This is a genomic window from Enterococcus pallens ATCC BAA-351, from assembly GCF_000407485.1.
GTDB classification, from domain to species: domain Bacteria; phylum Bacillota; class Bacilli; order Lactobacillales; family Enterococcaceae; genus Enterococcus_A; species Enterococcus_A pallens.
In genome coordinates this window covers 143388-159661 of record NZ_ASWD01000001.1, presented here as the reverse complement: position 1 = coordinate 159661, position 16274 = coordinate 143388, and the positions used below count along the sequence as shown (strand labels likewise).

Below are 16274 nucleotides of genomic sequence, written 5' to 3'. Positions count from 1 at the left end.
ACTTTCTTAACACATTTTAATTGATTTCCGCTGAATCTTCGATACAATGAACTAGTAAACGCTTACAAAAAATGTTGAGGAGTGGTATTATGAAAATCGGTATTCCAAAAGAGATTAAAAACAATGAGAATCGTGTGGCCCTGCCGCCTTCTGGAGTCTTTGACTTAACCAGTCGCGGACATCAAGTCTTGGTAGAAACCAATGCTGGATTAGGGTCGGCGATTTCAGATGAAGAATATACAGAAGCTGGCGCTGTTATTGTTCAAACAGCTAAAGAAGCTTGGGCAGCGGAAATGGTAATGAAGGTGAAAGAACCCTTAAAAGAAGAGTATCAATATTTCCGTGAGGATTTACTGCTGTTCACTTACCTTCACTTAGCTGCGAACCGAGAATTAACTGAAGCTTTAGTAGAAAGTGGTGTCACCGCAATTGCATATGAAAATGTCCAGCCTGCTGACAATTCATTGCCGCTCTTAGCGCCAATGAGTGAAATTGCTGGCCGCATGGCATCACAAATTGGTGCCAACTATTTAGAACGTGTAAATGGCGGTAAAGGTATCCTGTTAGCTGGTGTTCCAGGGGTACGTCGCGGAAATGTAGTCGTAATCGGTGGCGGAACAGTGGGCGCAAATGCCGCAAAAATTGCGCTAGGTATGGGGGCCAATGTAACTATTTTAGATGTAAGCGTGCCTCGATTGAAAGAATTGGATACCATCTTTGATAACCAAGTTCAAACATTGCTGTCGAATCGCTACAACATTCAAGAAACGCTAAAAACAGCCGATTTAGTTATTGGAGCGGTGCTGATTCCAGGACATAAAGCACCTACTTTAGTTACAACAGATATGGTTGCCGGTATGCCGGATCATTCAGTAATCGTCGATGTGGCGATTGACCAAGGAGGAATTTTTGAGACAGTCGATCATGTAACTACTCATGATGACCCAACATATGTTAAAGAAGGAGTTGTTCACTACGCTGTAGCGAACATGCCTGGTGCGGTTCCACAAACTGCAACCTATGCTTTAAGCAACAGTACGTTGGCTTATGCAAACCTATTAGCCAACAATCCATTGGAAGAGCTTTTGCAAAACAATCTTGCTTTGCATCGGGGCGTAAATACTTATGGGGGAAGATTAACCTTAGAAGCAGTTGCCAATGATTTATCAATGACCTACACCCCATTATCTGAGCTATTGGGCAAAGAAATTACTGCTCATTAATTAGTCATTTATTGAGAGTCAGACCGGAAGATATTTCCGTCTGGCTCTTTTTTCCTCTGCTGTTTCTTTACCTACTGGGTTATAATAAAGAAAAGTGTTGGGAGGAATCGCTATGGAATTTGCACAATTTACTTATGATCGTCCAGATTTTGATGCTTACAAAAATACCTTTAACAACCAGTTAACTGGTTTTACTCAAGCTGCAAGCTTTGAAGCCGCTCGAGGGGCTCTTACTGAATTGAATAAGCTTCGAACCGACATAGATACGATGGCAAAACTTGCTTATATTCGTCATTCCATCAATACCAATGACCGTTTTTATGCGCAGGAGAATAATTATTGGGATGAGCATCAGCCCTTATTTGATCAGGTTCATCATGAATTTTATCAGGCTTTGCTTCACTCCCCTTTTCAAACAGAATTGAAACAAGCTTTCCCTGAGACCTTATTTCTGCTGGCGAATGATCAAGTTCGTTTATTGGATGATCGCGTAGTTCAACTCAAACAGCAGGAAAACGAGTGGATTAGTCAATATACTCAATTGATTGCTTCAGCCCAGCTGCTTTTTGATGGAAAAAAATATACGCTGTCAGAAATTTCAGCCTGCTTTACAGCAAAGGATCGCTTTACTCGCCGCAAAGCTCAAAAAATTTATCAAAGCTTTTTTACGAAAAATGAAGCACGCTTTGACGAAATTTTCGATCAGCTGGTTAAGCTGCGAACAGCCATCGCCCAACAGTTAGGCTTTGATAATTATGTCGCTTATGGGGATATTGCCATGAACCGCTGGAGCTATGACCGCAGTCAGATTCAGTCGTTTCGCCAGTTCATCTTAGAAGAGATTGTACCTAAAACCCAGGAGCTGTATCGACGACAGGCTGATCGATTGAAGCTTTCTGAATTATCTTATTATGATTTGCCGCTGGTTTTCCCGGACGGCAATGCTAAGCCGCAAGGTAAAGAATGCGAGCTGGTGGAAAAGGCCCGAACAATGTATCATCAGTTATCAACGGAGACCGGTGACTTTTTTGATTTGCTGACACAGCAGCAGTTGATGGATTTAACTAGCCGAGCAGGCAAACAAAGCGGCGGTTACTGTGAATTTATCGATGCCTATCATATGCCGTTTATTTTTGCCAACTTTAATGGAACCTCTGATGATGTAGATGTGTTAACTCATGAAACCGGCCATGCGTTTCAAAGCTATCTTTCCCGGTGGATCGAGGAACCTGAACTAGTCTTCCCTACTTCGGATACCGCTGAAATTCATTCGATGAGTATGGAATTTCTTACCTGGCCATGGATGGAGGAATTCTTCGGAACTGCCAGTGATAAGTATCGCTTTGCTCATCTTAGCAGTGCTTTGCAGTTCTTACCTTATGGAGCATTGGTGGATCATTTTCAAGAGGAGGTTTATTCGCATCCTGAATGGACTCCGGCTCAAAGGAAGGCCTGCTGGCGTAAATTGGAAAAACAATATTGTCCAGAACGAGATTACCGTCAATCCTCCGATTTGGAGCGAGGAACTTACTGGTATCGTCAGGGACATATTTTTGAAGTTCCCTTCTATTATATTGATTACACCCTAGCACAAGTCTGTGCCTTTCAGTTTTGGCAACGAGCCATAATTGAAAAAGATCCTCAGGTTTGGAATGATTACTTAGCCATTTGTAAAATTGGTGGAACAAAGACTTTCCTTGAAACAGTGGCACTTGGAAATCTCGTCTCTCCTTTTGATTCTGAGGCGATGAAGAGCGTTATTCAAAATGTTGCTGACTATTTAGCTGAAATCCCTGAAGAAAGTCTGAAAAGTTAACGCAAATAAAAAACCAAAGCTGGAGATGGCTTTGGTTTTTTTCGTTCATTGGTTTGGGAGGTGGAGTGTCCATATGTTTTTTGGGTGTTTTGGTGCTAATTTTGGTAGTTAGCACTTATTTCTTTTGCGATATTAATATCTTATATACCCATGAATAAAACTACTTGTCGAGAATTGGTGAGTTTTTAGATTAGATACGTGAAAAAACGGTATTATTAGACTTAAGATTCTAATAATACCGCTACTAATAGCTTTGGTTGGCGTTGCACTGTTTTGGGTGAGGTATTTGTGACTCTAATACCTTCTTTTATTCCACTATTTTAGATTTGAACTACATTTTGTCAGTTTTCCAAGACGATCCAAACTAATTTACATTCCACTATTTTAGATTTGAACTTAACAGGGACATTGATCCGCAATCGGCTACCATATTTACATTCCACTATTTTAGATTTGAACCATAGGGGTCATCTTGATTATTCTTATCTTTGATAATTTACATTCCACTATTTTAGATTTGAACGAAACAACATTCGTTCATTCCCATGCAAAATCAACCATTTACATTCCACTATTTTAGATTTAGATAATAGACGGTTGCTTGTTCGGGCGTGGTTGTGATAATTTACATTCCACTATTTTAGATTTGAACTAATGAGAACTAATTTAAAAAGAGAACGGGAGAAACTATTTACATTCCACTATTTTAGATTTGAACCTTGAAAGTCCTTGTCTTTAATTCGTCCACGGTGATTTACATTCCACTCTTTTAGATTTGAACCTCTACCCCAAACCCCACTCATGGGGCTCCCTTCGCCATTTACATTCCACTCTTTTAGATTTGAACGAGGTTATGAAAGAAAACAGTGATTTCATTATCTTTATTTACATTTCACTCTTTTAGATTTGAACTCGCATAGAGCCAGCCTTGTTACGGCGGGCTAAGAAGAACCCTTTCTGTCGATCGCCTATATCTCAGGCCTTTTTAAAGCAAAGATAACACGAATAAATTGTTAAGCCCTTTGGCACCAACGGTTTGACTCGTCTGTCGTAACTAGGGGTTTTTAGTGTTATTGACGGTCGACAGATTCGTGCTATTTTTTGGGCATAACCATTAGCCGGTCGGTGGTTAGTTCGTGAATATCAATTGGTCTGGTGTAGAACTGGGTTAGGGTGTCTTCGGTAATTAGTTCTTCCCTGGTTCCTTGTTTGAAAATTTTGCCGTCTTTAACCATTAGTACGTGGCTGATCAATGGTAAAATTTCTTCAGTATGATGGGTTACATATAGTAAACTTGGTGCATCTGCGCTTTGTTTAATTTGTTGAATCCGATCCAATAGATCTTCGCGGGCAAATAGATCCAAGCCGTTACATGGTTCGTCTAGGATCAGCAGCTCTGGGTGGGCCATCAATGCTCGCGCAATCAATACCACTTGGCGTTCTCCTTGTGACAGGACTTGATAGGGTTTCCCAACTAAATCCTTTCCGCTTAGGGAGCTTAATATCTCTTTGGCCTCTTGCATTTCCTCTTCAGTAAAATGCTGATAGATGCCGATGCTGGCAAATTTCCCTGAAAGTACAATTCGTTCAGCAGTTTCGCTTTGCTGGAATCGATATTGCAAAATATTGCTTACCCAACCGATCCGTTTAGTTAGATCAGGAATAGATGTCTTGCCAAACACTTCGCCTAAAACAGTTAATTTCCCTTTACTCGGCCACATGTTGCCGGAAATCATTTGCAGCAGCAACGTCTTGCCTGCTCCGTTTAGGCCTAATAGTGCCCAATCCTGCCCTTCTTCTATTTGCCAATTAATCGTATCCAGCAAGATTTTCTTCTGCCGGATTAGTGATACGTCTTCAAATGTCAAAATTGCCATACGTCATCCTCCTACCTTTTACTTATCATACCAAAATTTTCCCCGCTTGAATCATTCCGATGGTATAATTTTTTTAGAAAGAAGGTTGAGCTATGAAGGTAGAAATTACAGACAGCGTATTTGCACCCATTGCAAAAATTCAGCTGCAGCAAAATGAACAGATTCGAATTGAGCCGGGAGCGATGGTTTATGAACTGGGGCAAATTGAATTGGAAGGTCATATGAATGCCAATGGCAAACGAGGAATTGGTGGTGCGTTAAGTGCTTTAGGGCGCTCGGTTTCCAGTGGCGAAGGATTTTTCATTAGTACGGCAACGGGTTTATCCAATGGTTCAGTGATTGCGGTTGCACCTCCCTCACCGGGGATTATTTTCAAATTGGATGTGGGGCAGGAGCATTGGCGACTAAATACGGGCGCTTTTCTTGCAAGTGATCAAAGTGTCAGCTACGAAATGAAGCGGCAAAAGCTTTCAGGTGCCTTGCTGGGAGGAACTGGTGGATTGTTCGTCATGGAAACTTCTGGCACCGGTCATTTATTGGTCTCTGCTTTTGGCGATGTTGAAAAGATTCATTTGGACGGTTCGGAGCCGGTAATTGTTGATAATCAGCATGTCATTGCTTGGACCAGTTCGTTGGATTATGACATTAAAGTAGCTTCTGGTATTTTTGGCTTTAAAACGGGTGAAGGAATTGTCAATGAATTCCATGGTGTGGGGGATATTTATATTCAAACCCGCAACGTTGAAAATTTTGCTGGACAAATCAATGGTTTTGCCACCAGCAGTTAATTTTGCTTTATTCTCGGTAGACAATTTTGTCTACCGATTTTTTGGTGCAAAGTAACCGATTTCTTGCGAATTCCGTTAAGATTTCTTTTCACCATTGTATCTATGAGAAATAACAGGTAAAATATGGAAGAATCTTTTGAGAAGGCTGGTTAGTATGACTGAAAAAAATGACTATAACGATTTAGAGACGAAGATCTATCAGGGCAAGCCGCTGGTTTCCCGTATGTCTCGTTATCATAAAGAAGAGCTGGAGCAGCCTGTTCAGCCGGCTCCGCCGCCGAAAGCTGCTTCAACTTCAAAAAAACAAGCAACTACGCAAGAAAAAATGGTGCAAAGTACGGTCTGGCTGACTGTTGGTAATATTTTTTCCCGATTGTTAGGTGCCGTGTATGTTATTCCGTGGTATATGTGGATGCAGCCGCATGGGGATGCGGCGAATGTTCTGTACGGGAAGGGCTACAACGTGTACGCCCTGTTCTTGATGATTTCTACCGCAGGAATTCCGGCAGCCGTAGCCAAGCAAACCGCTCGCTACAATTCTATGAATGAGTTTAAGACCAGCAAGCGATTATTGTTCTATACCCTGCGTATCATGCTGATTGGCGGGATTATTTTTGCGGGTGTGATGTTCTTTGGGGCGCCGCTCCTGGCTCAAGGAGATCCCGATTTGATCCCTGTGATGCGCTCGTTGAGTATTGTTCTGCTTATTTTCCCAATGATGAGTGTTATTCGCGGCTTCTTCCAAGGGAACAGTGACATGAAGCCTTACGCGCTTTCGCAAATCATTGAACAAATTGCTCGTGTCTTTTATATGCTGGCCTCTGCGTACTTGATTATGCAGATTAATCAGGGCAGCTACAAAACGGCGGTAGTTCATTCGACCTTTGCGGCGTTTATTGGTGTAGTGGCTGCTATGTCAGTACTCTTGTTCTCGTTGTTTAAGCAGCGAACCGCTTATCGTGAGCTGGAGCGGGAAAGCCTAGATCAAATCAGCTTTTCTGGACGGGAATTAGTCACTCAAATGGTCATGCAGGCGATTCCGTTTATTATTGTCGGCAGCGGCATCAGTATTTTTAAGCTGATTGATCAATATTCCTTTGAAAGTATCATGCAATGGGTAACCAACAACACCGCGGAACGAAACGCTGAATTGTTTGCCTATATTTCACCAAACCCGGACAAATTGACAATGGTAGTGATTGCCCTTGGAACAGCGATGGCAACTGCCGGACTGCCGTTAATTACTGAACGGTATACTAAAAAGGATTTTACCGGTTTGGCTAGCTTAGCTTCCAACAATTTCCAACTGTTTTTCTTTGCAATGATGCCAGCAACCGTGGGGATGATGGTGTTGTCCTATCCATTGAATACTTTATTTTATCAGCCAAATGCTTTAGGGTCACAGTTATTAGCTGCTTCTTGCTTTGTAGGAATTATTATGGGACTGTTTATGGTTTGTTCTACCATGCTGCAGGGCTTGGATGGCAATAAACAAGCAGTGAGCTTCTTGCTTATTGGTATTGTGGTTAAGCTGATCGCTCAGGTGCCGCTGACCTTCTTGTTTAAACCCTATGGCCCATTATTAGCAACCTTTATGGGATTGCTGGTGGCTAATTTATTCATTTTGGATCGGATTCATTCGATTACCGGCTTTCCTATGCGAGCCACTGCTCAGTCCATCTTGAAAATTGCTGGTATGGCAGTAGTTATGGGGATAGTTGCTATGATCGTCAAATGGGGCTGTCAAATTTTCCTTAGTCCAGATTCCAAGACCCAATCATTGATCATTATTCTGATTGTTGCCGCAGCTGGTGGCTTTACCTACATGATCTTAGCTCTAAAAACTCGCGTGGCTGACAAATTGTTAGGTGCTCGAGTCGATGGTATTCGTCGTCGTTTGCGCATGCGTTAGGCTGATTGAAATGCTCTGACTGCATGATAATTAAGCCTACTAAAAAAATCTCGCAATTACCTGCTGGGAACGTTTCTTTCCTAGGTAATTGCGAGATTTTATTTTGTTTAACTCTTTTCACGACTTTAGAAAACCATTTTGAATAAGGCTCAAGGACGTTTTCATGCGTTTTACCATTGGCTCCATCTGCTCCAAGGTTGTCCACTCTGGATGTTGGCTCATTTCCCGTTGAATGGCTTCTGTTTCTCCTTGAACCACGAAGTAAAGTACCCGCAAAACATCCTCTCTTGTATAAGGAGCCGCAATTTCCATCCGATCTAAGACTGGAGTAATTAATTGCAGTGTTACCTGATATTCCTCCTGCATTTTCACAGCCAGCTGGCTTTTTATTCCTTCAGGTAATTGCTGGAGCTCACTTAGACTGCGAAATAAAAAATTGAATTCCAAGGGATTATGGATCTGCAGCCCCAGCTTGCGGCGCATGGATTGCTCAACCATTTCCGAAAAATCATTGGCTGCAGACCAAGCCTCAGGATCGATATGCTGATAAAAGAACTGGCGCGCATGCTCATAGGTTGCTAGGTACAAATTGGTTTTATTGCCAAAATAGTGAAACAGCAATCCTTTTGACACCCCCGCCTCTTTAGCAAGATCCTCCATTTTTGTGGCAGCAAAGCCCTTATTGCCAAACAATTTCAGACTAGCTGCAATCATCGCTTGCTCCTTTTCTGGAGCTTTGACAATCTCCTTCATCAAATCCCTCCTTGTACATCCCGTTTATTGTAGCCAATCAATCCGAGAATTGTCAGACCCACTGTCAGTACGATCATTAAAATCAGCCAGTGACTGGATATCGAGCCTACAGGTACTCTATCTGTCCAGCCTAGAGGAGAAATTTTCCGCCAATTCTCAGAAAAGTCCAGTAAAGGTAAAAAGTAGCAGCAAACAAAGCCAATCGCCAAGTAGCCCCATAAAAAAGCAATCAAATTGGGTAGAATGCCTACTAAAAAGGCGGTTAATCCGAGAAACGTTACCAGAACTAAGCTATTCACACCAAATGTTTGCCAGAAATAGCCGGCATCGATCGTCTGATCCAAGGTTATATTTCCCGCCAAGGCCATTCCTGAAATCGCCGCAGCTAAACAAATCAGTCCTGCCAGTACCGCAACAGAATAGTAGCTGAAAAACAGCTGATTACGTGAGACAGCCTTCGCATGAAGAATTTCCAGATAACCCTTCTCTTCATGCTTTTTCAAATTATAGACAATCGTTCCTCCGCAAATAACCGCCAGCAAGCAAAAAACTATCGCCAAAAGGTTCACGTAATTCAAAATAATCGTTTCATTAGCGGTGTGCAACGCATCCACCCCTAGAACCTGCTCATACGTAGGGTTAAGCTTTAAAATATCGCCGATGCTATTAAATACCGAGCCATAGGCAGACCCCAGCACAAACATACCGATTCCCCAGCCGATAATCAGATTTCGTTCCAGTCGAAAAATTAGGCCTAGTGGACCCTTTAAAAATTTCCCGCCAGACTTGCGACCATTTCTTTCTGGCAGCAATCCGCGATTTAAATCACGTTGACCGACTAAAATCAATGCCAAACTGCCACAAAAGAAGGTCACAGCCAGCAAAAGAATCACCGGCAGCCAACGATTCTCCACGTATATTTCTGCGTTAGTCAGCCAGCCCAGTGGAGAAACCCACGAAAAATCGGGATTGGTTACATCCGTCATCATCCGCCCCAAAAAGCAGATGCCAAAAAGTAAATAGCTCAGCAAATAGGTTTGCCTTGTATCATTGGCAATCTGAGCCAGCAGCAAGACCAGCATGCCAAACATCAACCCTACGCTAGCCAGCAAAGCCGCAAACAAAACATTCCCGCCAAGGTTAGCATCCTGCAGCTTGGCCAGCTGCAATAACCCAAAATAAAGAATCCCTAATAAACCATTCGTCACAACCAACAGCAAACCAGCAGCTAACGTTGGGGCCCGGTGCCCCACTGCTCGTGAACGTACCAGCTCCAGCAAACCGCTGTCTTCTTGTTTCCGTGTAGCATTTACTGCCAATTGGATATTCAAAATGATCATAAAAATCCCCATAAAGACGGTCAACATCCCTGCCAGTAAACCAGCCGTTGTATTGAACTGCTTTGTTGAAAAAGCGCCAAACATACTGACCATCGCAGGTGAACGCATGGTATCACCGATAGAATCGATTTCCGCCTGAGTACCAAACAGACTATTAAAGTAAAAGGCCATCGCTCCAAATAACCCTGCCAATAAAATGATCCAAACCAGCAGCAAAAAGCGATTTTGTTTTACATTCGTTCTAAAAAGAAAGCGTACTGCCTTCATCGTCAGCGGCCCCCTTTGCCATAATAATGCAAGAATAGGTCTTCCAAGGTTGGTGGCGTGCTTACGATCGAAACGATTCCTTGTTTACTCAGCCAAACCATTAATTCAGGCAGCTGTTCCTGATCCAAGGTAAAGCCTGCTTTAGTTTGGCGATCATTAGCAAACTTAAGATCATGAACAGTTGGCTGATTGGTCAGCTCAGTCAGGGGCTCCTTCGTTTCGACCGTCAGCTCCAGCCGAGTCAAATGCCGCAGCTCCTTTAAGCTGCCTTGCTCAATAATTTCTCCCTCACGAATAATCACAATTTGATCACACATTTTTTCTACTTCAGATAGAATATGGCTGGAAAGCAGGACGCTTTTCCCTTCTTCTTTTAACCGCAGTACTTCTTTTTGAAAGGTTTGTTCATTTAACGGGTCCAAGCCAGAGGTGGGCTCATCGAAAATGTACAGCTCAGCAGATTGCGACAACGCCGCAATCAAAGCGACCTTTTGCCGATTGCCCTTCGAATAATTACGAGCTTTCTTACTGGTATCCAGCTGAAATAGCTCTATCAAACGCTCAGTCTCTTGATTCCGACTCTGCTGATTCAATTCCAGCAGCAAATCAATAATTTCTCCCCCAGTCAAATTGGGCCACAAACTGACATCGCCAGGTACATAAGCTACTTGACGATGGATAGCTACTGCCTCCTGCCAAACATCCTGTCCAAAAATTTGTGCTTGTCCGCCACTTGCCTTTAGCATTCCTAATAAAATTCGGATAGTTGTTGACTTTCCTGCACCGTTTGGGCCGATAAATCCCAGCACTTCGCCTTGGTTCAAAGTAAAACTGACATCCCTCAAGGCTTCAAATTTTCCAAAACGTTTTTTTACTTGCTGAAGCTTAATTACTGGTTGATTCATTTCCATCACCTCTCGTTGACTCTCGGGTCAATTTTATTATATACCTCTGTTGACTCATGGGTCAACGGATAAACCAACCATTTAAGACGAAAAATGAACCGTTTATGAAAAAAAAGTTTTCCCTTCTGTTTTTTGATATACTGTTTAAAAGATAGGAGGTTCAAAACATTGGAAAGAAAAAATCAAATGAACATAGTTTTACGCATTATTCTGTGGCTGGTTATGATGATTGTGGCAACCTTGCCTACAACTGTCGTTATGTTGACTGGAATGATTGAAGGAATAGCGGGTGTGTTAATCGGCGCTGTGATTTTGCTGGCGATGCTGGCTCTTGCTGCTTTTGTGGCTGATAAAGGTGACATTTGGACTAAAAATGGACGATCATTTATGGGAAGAGGGATGAAATTAGGCCCTGCCATCGGTTTAGCAATTGGAGCAGGTTTGTTCCTGCGGGTTTGGGTAGTTATCTTAAACATGATTATCCCAATTAAAACCGCAAATGACCAAGCATTGCAGGGCCTTGCTGGTGGTGAAACCTCTAGCATTCTCTTGTTTTTCTCAATGGTTGTCATGGCACCAGTCCTAGAGGAACTCGTTTTCCGTGGATATATTTTTAAGTTCTTTTTCCGAGAAAATCGGCTGGCAGCCTACCTGCTGTCATCGCTGCTATTTACCTTGATCCACGTACCAACTGACTTGATCAGCTTTGTAACCTACGGCAGCTTGGCATTGGTTATGGGCTTTGTTTATTACAAAACCAACCGCATCGAAATGTCGATGCTGACCCATGCGATTAATAATTTGTTACCAGCAATCGTATTAGCATTTTTGCACTAATTACAGCAAACCCTCCAGAAGCCAAATTGCCTCTGGAGGGTATTTTTTTCAGTTATCCAACTTTGTCAACCTATCAACCCTACTCTAAATTATCTTTCCTTCCCTCTTCAAAACGACGATTATAAAACAAATAACTAGCAATGGCCGAAGTCATAGGAAGAATAACTACTGCTGCTATTCCGCTTAAAATACTAATTAATAGTTCACCAACAAAGGCTTTTGAGTTAATTATATCAAGAAAAGAATACTTTAAATCCTGCAGCCAAATAATCAGTGCCAAGCTTGACCCCATAAAAGCAAAAAGCAGTGTATTAATAGTAGAGCTGAAAATTTCCTGAACAACGGTCATGCTGGAACGCATTAATGCTTGCAGACTTCTCTTATCGCCAAAGCGGTAAATTTCATAAGTAGAACTGCTAACAGCCATACTGCTGTCGATCACTGCTCCAGAAAAGCTCATTAAAATAATCGAAGTGTTCAAGGCTGAAAAAGGCACAGCGACTGAAAAATCCATCATTTGCAGCTCCTCTAATTCCTCCAAAGCAAAACCATGAACCTTAAACACTTGAATCACCGGCAGCATTACGACGGTAAAGATGGTTAGAAAAAGAATAACACAAAGAAAAGCAGCTTTCGTTTTAGCATTGACATCATTAATATAAAACAATGTGACAGACGCGACGCCTAGAAAAATAGCAAAGGTCACCAAATACACCGGATATCCGCGACTCAGTAAAAAAAGCAGCAGGACAAACAGGAAAAAATTGATGAACGTTCCGGTAATCATATATACAGCGCTCTTTTTAAAAACCAGAATCATCAATCCCATTAATATCACAGTAAGAATCACTAACACATTCACTACGTTTTCCTCCCTCGCTTCAGATTTTCAGCAGCAATAAAAGCAGCCAAAGCAATTGGTACCGACAAAACGATCGCAAAGCCACCACAAATCGCGCGCAGGATTTCCAACGACAAGTGCAGGCCAAACGTGTCTCTAAAAGTCCAACCATTCGCTAGATTAAAAACGAAAGAAGGAATCGCCCCGCTCAAATAAGCAAACATCAGAACATTGATCATTGAGGAGGCTGTATCTTGAGCAATTTCTTGACCAGAACGCACCAGCTGCTTCACCGAAAGCTGATGATTTTTGGCTTGTATCTCATCCAAACTAGAAATAATCGTCACAATATTATCCATACTAGCACCAATCGCTCCAATTAATAACCCACCTAGAAAGACCGAACGATACGGTCGAGTGACAAATTGCATCTCTTCAAACCAGATGCCATTGTCTCCTAACTGGTTCATGGCAACCAGACAGATAATAAAAGCCAAAAAGACACTAAGCAAGGTTCCAACAATTTTTCGTAAATCTAAATTCTTAAAACCATAGGAGGTTCCCATAGCAATCAGCACTGCCAATACCGTATAGATGGACATTAAGAATAGCAGGGGCAAACTGCGATTATGCAGATTAATCCAAAGGAAAAGCACCAACAAAAGACTGTTCAAGCTTAAGCCAATCAGCGTATAAATTCCCTTTCTGCCGCTAATTAACAAGACAATCCAGATAAATATTCCCACAAGGATGAAGACATAACCATCCCGTTTCAAGGACAGAACCTGCCATTTTCCTCCTTGCTTCTGTAAAACGAGCTGATCGCCCTTCTGATAAGCAGGTGACAAGCCTTCGTTATCATAATATGTTTCATTAATCGTCACTGTACCTGATCGGTTCAATAATGAGCCCTTCACTTCTTGCCTGTTTTCAGCGGCCTGAATGCTGGACTCCTCTACTCTCATGACTGGATCTGAATAAAGAAAACTGCTTTTGGCTTGAATTAACCATCCAATCATGACAATTGCCATCAAAGTCAGTAAAGATATTCGCACTTTTTTCTTCATAAACGCCTCCTATCCACCATCTATTCTACCATTTACGTTCTCGCAGGATATTTAATCTAAAAAAGATTAGAAAAAAGTAAAATCGGTCTTACAATTAGCTATTGAGCAAAGACCACTAAATTAGTTTACGATATACAAGTGCAGCGTTGCGCAATTGATACGCCGCTGGTTTTCACTTGATCGGTCCTTTATACTGAATATGAGGAGGTTAATATGTTGAAATTACGTTTACTTGAAGATGAAGACCTTCCCTTAGTAAAGAATTGGTTGCATAAGCCCCACGTCAAACGCTGGTACGAGATACCGGCTATGGGTATCACAATCACTGATTGGTTATCGGAAATACGTCAGCGCCATTATGCCTTTCGATGGATTACTTATCAAGTAGTTACTTGGCAGGAGCAGCCGATTGGGTTATGTCAGTCTTATAGTTGCAGCGACAGTGACGAGGATTTTGGCACGCTGCCATTAGAAGGTGCTTATGGCATTGATTATTTGATTGGCGAAGACGAATTTATGGGGAAAGGCTTAGGAAAAGCTTTGATTGCATTATTGGTGGAACAGCTTTTTACTTTCCCGGACGCACTGCTAGTGACGGCGGATATTGATGCTCAAAACCAAGCGTCTAAAAAAGCTTTGTTAGCATGCGGTTTTACTTTGTGGGCAAACACTGGCAGCCGATATGTAAAACAAAAAAGCGCACCACCTATCTTTTAGGTTTTTTCTGAGATTTTATAAACTACTCAGAAAGAACCTTTTTTTGATAAGCAATGCCCTTTTCTTTTATTCCCCTAGCTGCATGGAAGCAGCCATTAGTGGATTCGCAATATTCGGTAAAGTATCTGCCGAGTAATTTTGCGGACGCTTCATTGTTAAATACAAAATATATTGCGGTTCATCCGTCGGGTAAACCAACGCAACAGAATACAGATACTCGCTAGTGCCCACACCATAACCACTGCCATCTTCGGCTGGGATTTGGGCCGTACCGGTTTTAGCAGAAACCGCCTGCCCTTCCAAGTTATACAAACCATAAGCTGTTCCGTAGTTTTGATCCTCCACCACATCTCGCATATAATTTAGCACCTGTTGACTAGCTTCTGCTGAAAACATCTGCTCATTGCTTTGCTCATTTTTAGTATCAGTCACAACATGGGGCTGAACAGGTACTCCCTTATTCGCAATTGCACTGTACAGTCGCAGCATTTGCATTTGGTTCACACTAATTGCCTGTCCGTAAGCACTCATGGCTAAATCCACCATATTATCAGTGGGCAAAGAGCCGGCTGCCTCGTCCAGACCAGAATTGGTAGCTTTGCCAAAGCCCATTTGCTTCAGGGCCTCCTGCCATTTTGCAGCCCCCATTTTATTGTAAAGATTCACCATTCCAACGTTACTGGACCAAGAAAAGGCTTGCCGCATCGTTAGTGGTCCCTTTTGACCAAAATCGTGGTCATTGATTGTTGTGTCTCCGACTTTAATTTGCCCTGCTTGAATCACTTCATTCGGATTGAAAACACCAGCATCGATTGCGGTAGCTAAGGTTCCCACCTTAATTGTTGAACCTGGTTCATACTGCTCTTCCGTAAATAAATTTCGCCAAACAAAATTCTCGTCCTCCGTGCCCTCCATCGTTTCCGGATTAAGGGTTGGCCGTTGAGCCATCGCTAGAATATCGCCTGTTTTGGCATTCATCAATACACCTGTTAAGCTTTCGGCCTGGGCAGAAGCATCTGCTGTATCTAGCAGCTGCTCCAATTGCATTTGCAGCGGCTCAGAAAGTGTAGTAGTTACATCCTTGCCATCTGCTACCTTTTGCGTTTCTTTTACGGTTCCCGGCAACGGATTGCCCTGCGCATTTTTATTGAACTCAATTTTGCCATCGGTTCCGGCTAAAACCTGTTCGTAGGTCTTTTCCAATCCTGAGCTGCCGATAATTTTGCCATCCTGATTGGTCGTATAGCCTAATAGATGGGCAGCAAAGGACCCATTCACATAACTGCGATTGTTAGCAGCAGTAAAATAAATACCGGAAATATTTTTAGCAGCTAAAGCTTGTTCAATCGCTGTTTTTTGTTCTAAATTCAAGCCTTTAGCCCCACTGCCTAATTCTACCTGAAACAGAATCTCGCCGTCATCCTTGATTCCTTTTTCCAGCAAGGCCTGAATGTCTTCAGCTTTGCTGTCAATTTGCTGACTGATAATTTCGGCAGCGGCTGAAAAATCTTTTTGCGCTAAATAAAGCGGCTGATCCCCTTCTTTATAATCTGGAGATAAAATAGCATACATATCAAATTGCTGGCTGTTCACCACCAGCGGATTGCCATTTCGATCCAAAATTTGCCCACGATTGGCAAAGGTCGTTTCAGTTCCATTATAAAGCGCCTCGGTACGTTCAGCTAAAGAAACCCCTGCTACCTGACCTCTTACAACCACATAAGCTATCCGAAAGGCACAAACCAAAAATAGTAGTAAGGAAAATACAATCAATAAGAAACCCACTCGCTTCCGATTACCAATTGTATTCGGTTGATTTTGCCGTTTAATAAATCGTTTAAATCTGCGCATACTGACCCCCTTGCCTAAAGCATTGTGACCTCATTATACTGGCTAATTACAAGGAGTGTGTGAAGTTTTTTTTAACGAAA

The 16274-nt window shown here is 42.3% G+C and carries 13 protein-coding genes; 6 read left to right on the top strand and 7 right to left on the bottom strand.

Annotation, left to right across the window (positions count from 1 at the left end):
* Nucleotides 1-89 precede the first annotated feature (89 nt).
* Together ald and I588_RS00800 are read left to right on the top strand one after the other, a co-directional pair.
* The gene (gene ald / locus I588_RS00805) at nucleotides 90-1223 is read left to right on the top strand and encodes an alanine dehydrogenase (protein WP_010757024.1); all 1134 of its coding nucleotides are present in this window, start codon (nucleotides 90-92) and stop codon (nucleotides 1221-1223) included.
* A 112-nt stretch (nucleotides 1224-1335) separates the two neighbouring features.
* Nucleotides 1336-3039 (top strand): M3 family oligoendopeptidase, encoded by a 1704-nt coding sequence (locus I588_RS00800; RefSeq protein WP_010757023.1) that lies wholly within the window; start codon nucleotides 1336-1338, stop codon nucleotides 3037-3039.
* 1094 nt (nucleotides 3040-4133) lie between these two features.
* Here the strand turns inward: I588_RS00800 and I588_RS00795 are convergent.
* Entirely contained in the window at nucleotides 4134-4916 is a 783-nt protein-coding gene (locus I588_RS00795) for an ABC transporter ATP-binding protein (protein ID WP_010757022.1), read from the bottom strand.
* A gap of 92 nt (nucleotides 4917-5008) precedes the next feature.
* On the opposite strand from I588_RS00795, the gene I588_RS00790 reads away from it, so the two are divergent.
* Both I588_RS00790 and I588_RS00785 read left to right on the top strand, forming a co-directional pair.
* Nucleotides 5009-5704, top strand: coding sequence for a TIGR00266 family protein (locus I588_RS00790; protein ID WP_010757021.1), 696 nt, complete (start codon nucleotides 5009-5011; stop codon nucleotides 5702-5704).
* Between the two features lie 325 nt (nucleotides 5705-6029).
* Nucleotides 6030-7616: a putative polysaccharide biosynthesis protein gene (locus I588_RS00785; protein ID WP_051130092.1), complete on the top strand. Its 1587-nt coding sequence runs from the start codon at nucleotides 6030-6032 to the stop codon at nucleotides 7614-7616.
* A gap of 117 nt (nucleotides 7617-7733) precedes the next feature.
* On the opposite strand, the gene I588_RS00780 is transcribed toward I588_RS00785, so the two are convergent.
* The 3 genes from I588_RS00780 to I588_RS00770 are packed head-to-tail and all read right to left on the bottom strand — an operon-like array spanning nucleotide 7734 to nucleotide 10881.
* Complete coding sequence (locus tag I588_RS00780; protein ID WP_010757019.1) at nucleotides 7734-8369, bottom strand: TetR/AcrR family transcriptional regulator; 636 nt, start codon at nucleotides 8367-8369, stop codon at nucleotides 7734-7736.
* Entirely contained in the window at nucleotides 8369-9976 is a 1608-nt protein-coding gene (locus I588_RS00775) for an ABC transporter permease (protein WP_010757018.1), read from the bottom strand. Before I588_RS00775 ends, I588_RS00780 begins: the two co-directional genes overlap by 1 nt.
* 2 nt (nucleotides 9977-9978) lie before the next feature.
* Complete coding sequence (locus I588_RS00770) at nucleotides 9979-10881, bottom strand: ABC transporter ATP-binding protein (protein ID WP_010757017.1); 903 nt, start codon at nucleotides 10879-10881, stop codon at nucleotides 9979-9981.
* A gap of 168 nt (nucleotides 10882-11049) precedes the next feature.
* On the opposite strand from I588_RS00770, the gene I588_RS26300 reads away from it, so the two are divergent.
* Nucleotides 11050-11718: a CPBP family intramembrane glutamic endopeptidase gene (locus I588_RS26300; RefSeq protein ID WP_010757016.1), complete on the top strand. Its 669-nt coding sequence runs from the start codon at nucleotides 11050-11052 to the stop codon at nucleotides 11716-11718.
* Between the two features lie 79 nt (nucleotides 11719-11797).
* Here the strand turns inward: I588_RS26300 and I588_RS00760 are convergent, their stop codons facing one another.
* Together I588_RS00760 and I588_RS00755 are read right to left on the bottom strand one after the other, a co-directional pair.
* The gene (locus tag I588_RS00760) at nucleotides 11798-12580 is read right to left on the bottom strand and encodes a YibE/F family protein (RefSeq protein WP_010757015.1); all 783 of its coding nucleotides are present in this window, start codon (nucleotides 12578-12580) and stop codon (nucleotides 11798-11800) included.
* Nucleotides 12580-13626 (bottom strand): YibE/F family protein, encoded by a 1047-nt coding sequence (locus I588_RS00755; protein ID WP_010757014.1) that lies wholly within the window; start codon nucleotides 13624-13626, stop codon nucleotides 12580-12582. The genes I588_RS00760 and I588_RS00755 overlap by 1 nt, the downstream gene beginning before the upstream one ends.
* A gap of 213 nt (nucleotides 13627-13839) precedes the next feature.
* Between I588_RS00755 and I588_RS00750 the strand changes: the two genes are divergently transcribed.
* Nucleotides 13840-14343, top strand: a complete 504-nt coding sequence (locus tag I588_RS00750; RefSeq protein WP_010757013.1) for a GNAT family N-acetyltransferase — start codon at nucleotides 13840-13842, stop codon at nucleotides 14341-14343.
* 66 nt (nucleotides 14344-14409) lie between these two features.
* On the opposite strand, the gene I588_RS00745 is transcribed toward I588_RS00750, so the two are convergent.
* Nucleotides 14410-16194, bottom strand: a complete 1785-nt coding sequence (locus I588_RS00745) for a penicillin-binding transpeptidase domain-containing protein (RefSeq protein ID WP_010757012.1) — start codon at nucleotides 16192-16194, stop codon at nucleotides 14410-14412.
* Nucleotides 16195-16274: the final 80 nt, after the last annotated feature.

Coding starts and splice junctions, on each gene's coding strand:
- ald (WP_010757024.1), top strand. CDS start 90: ATGAAAATCGGTATTCCAAAAGAGATTAAAAACAATGAGAATCGTGTG.
- I588_RS00800 (WP_010757023.1), top strand. CDS start 1,336: ATGGAATTTGCACAATTTACTTATGATCGTCCAGATTTTGATGCTTAC.
- I588_RS00795 (WP_010757022.1), bottom strand. CDS start 4,916: ATGGCAATTTTGACATTTGAAGACGTATCACTAATCCGGCAGAAGAAA.
- I588_RS00790 (WP_010757021.1), top strand. CDS start 5,009: ATGAAGGTAGAAATTACAGACAGCGTATTTGCACCCATTGCAAAAATT.
- I588_RS00785 (WP_051130092.1), top strand. CDS start 6,030: ATGGTGCAAAGTACGGTCTGGCTGACTGTTGGTAATATTTTTTCCCGA.
- I588_RS00780 (WP_010757019.1), bottom strand. CDS start 8,369: ATGAAGGAGATTGTCAAAGCTCCAGAAAAGGAGCAAGCGATGATTGCA.
- I588_RS00775 (WP_010757018.1), bottom strand. CDS start 9,976: ATGAAGGCAGTACGCTTTCTTTTTAGAACGAATGTAAAACAAAATCGC.
- I588_RS00770 (WP_010757017.1), bottom strand. CDS start 10,881: ATGAATCAACCAGTAATTAAGCTTCAGCAAGTAAAAAAACGTTTTGGA.
- I588_RS00755 (WP_010757014.1), bottom strand. CDS start 13,626: ATGAAGAAAAAAGTGCGAATATCTTTACTGACTTTGATGGCAATTGTC.
- I588_RS00750 (WP_010757013.1), top strand. CDS start 13,840: ATGTTGAAATTACGTTTACTTGAAGATGAAGACCTTCCCTTAGTAAAG.
- I588_RS00745 (WP_010757012.1), bottom strand. CDS start 16,194: ATGCGCAGATTTAAACGATTTATTAAACGGCAAAATCAACCGAATACA.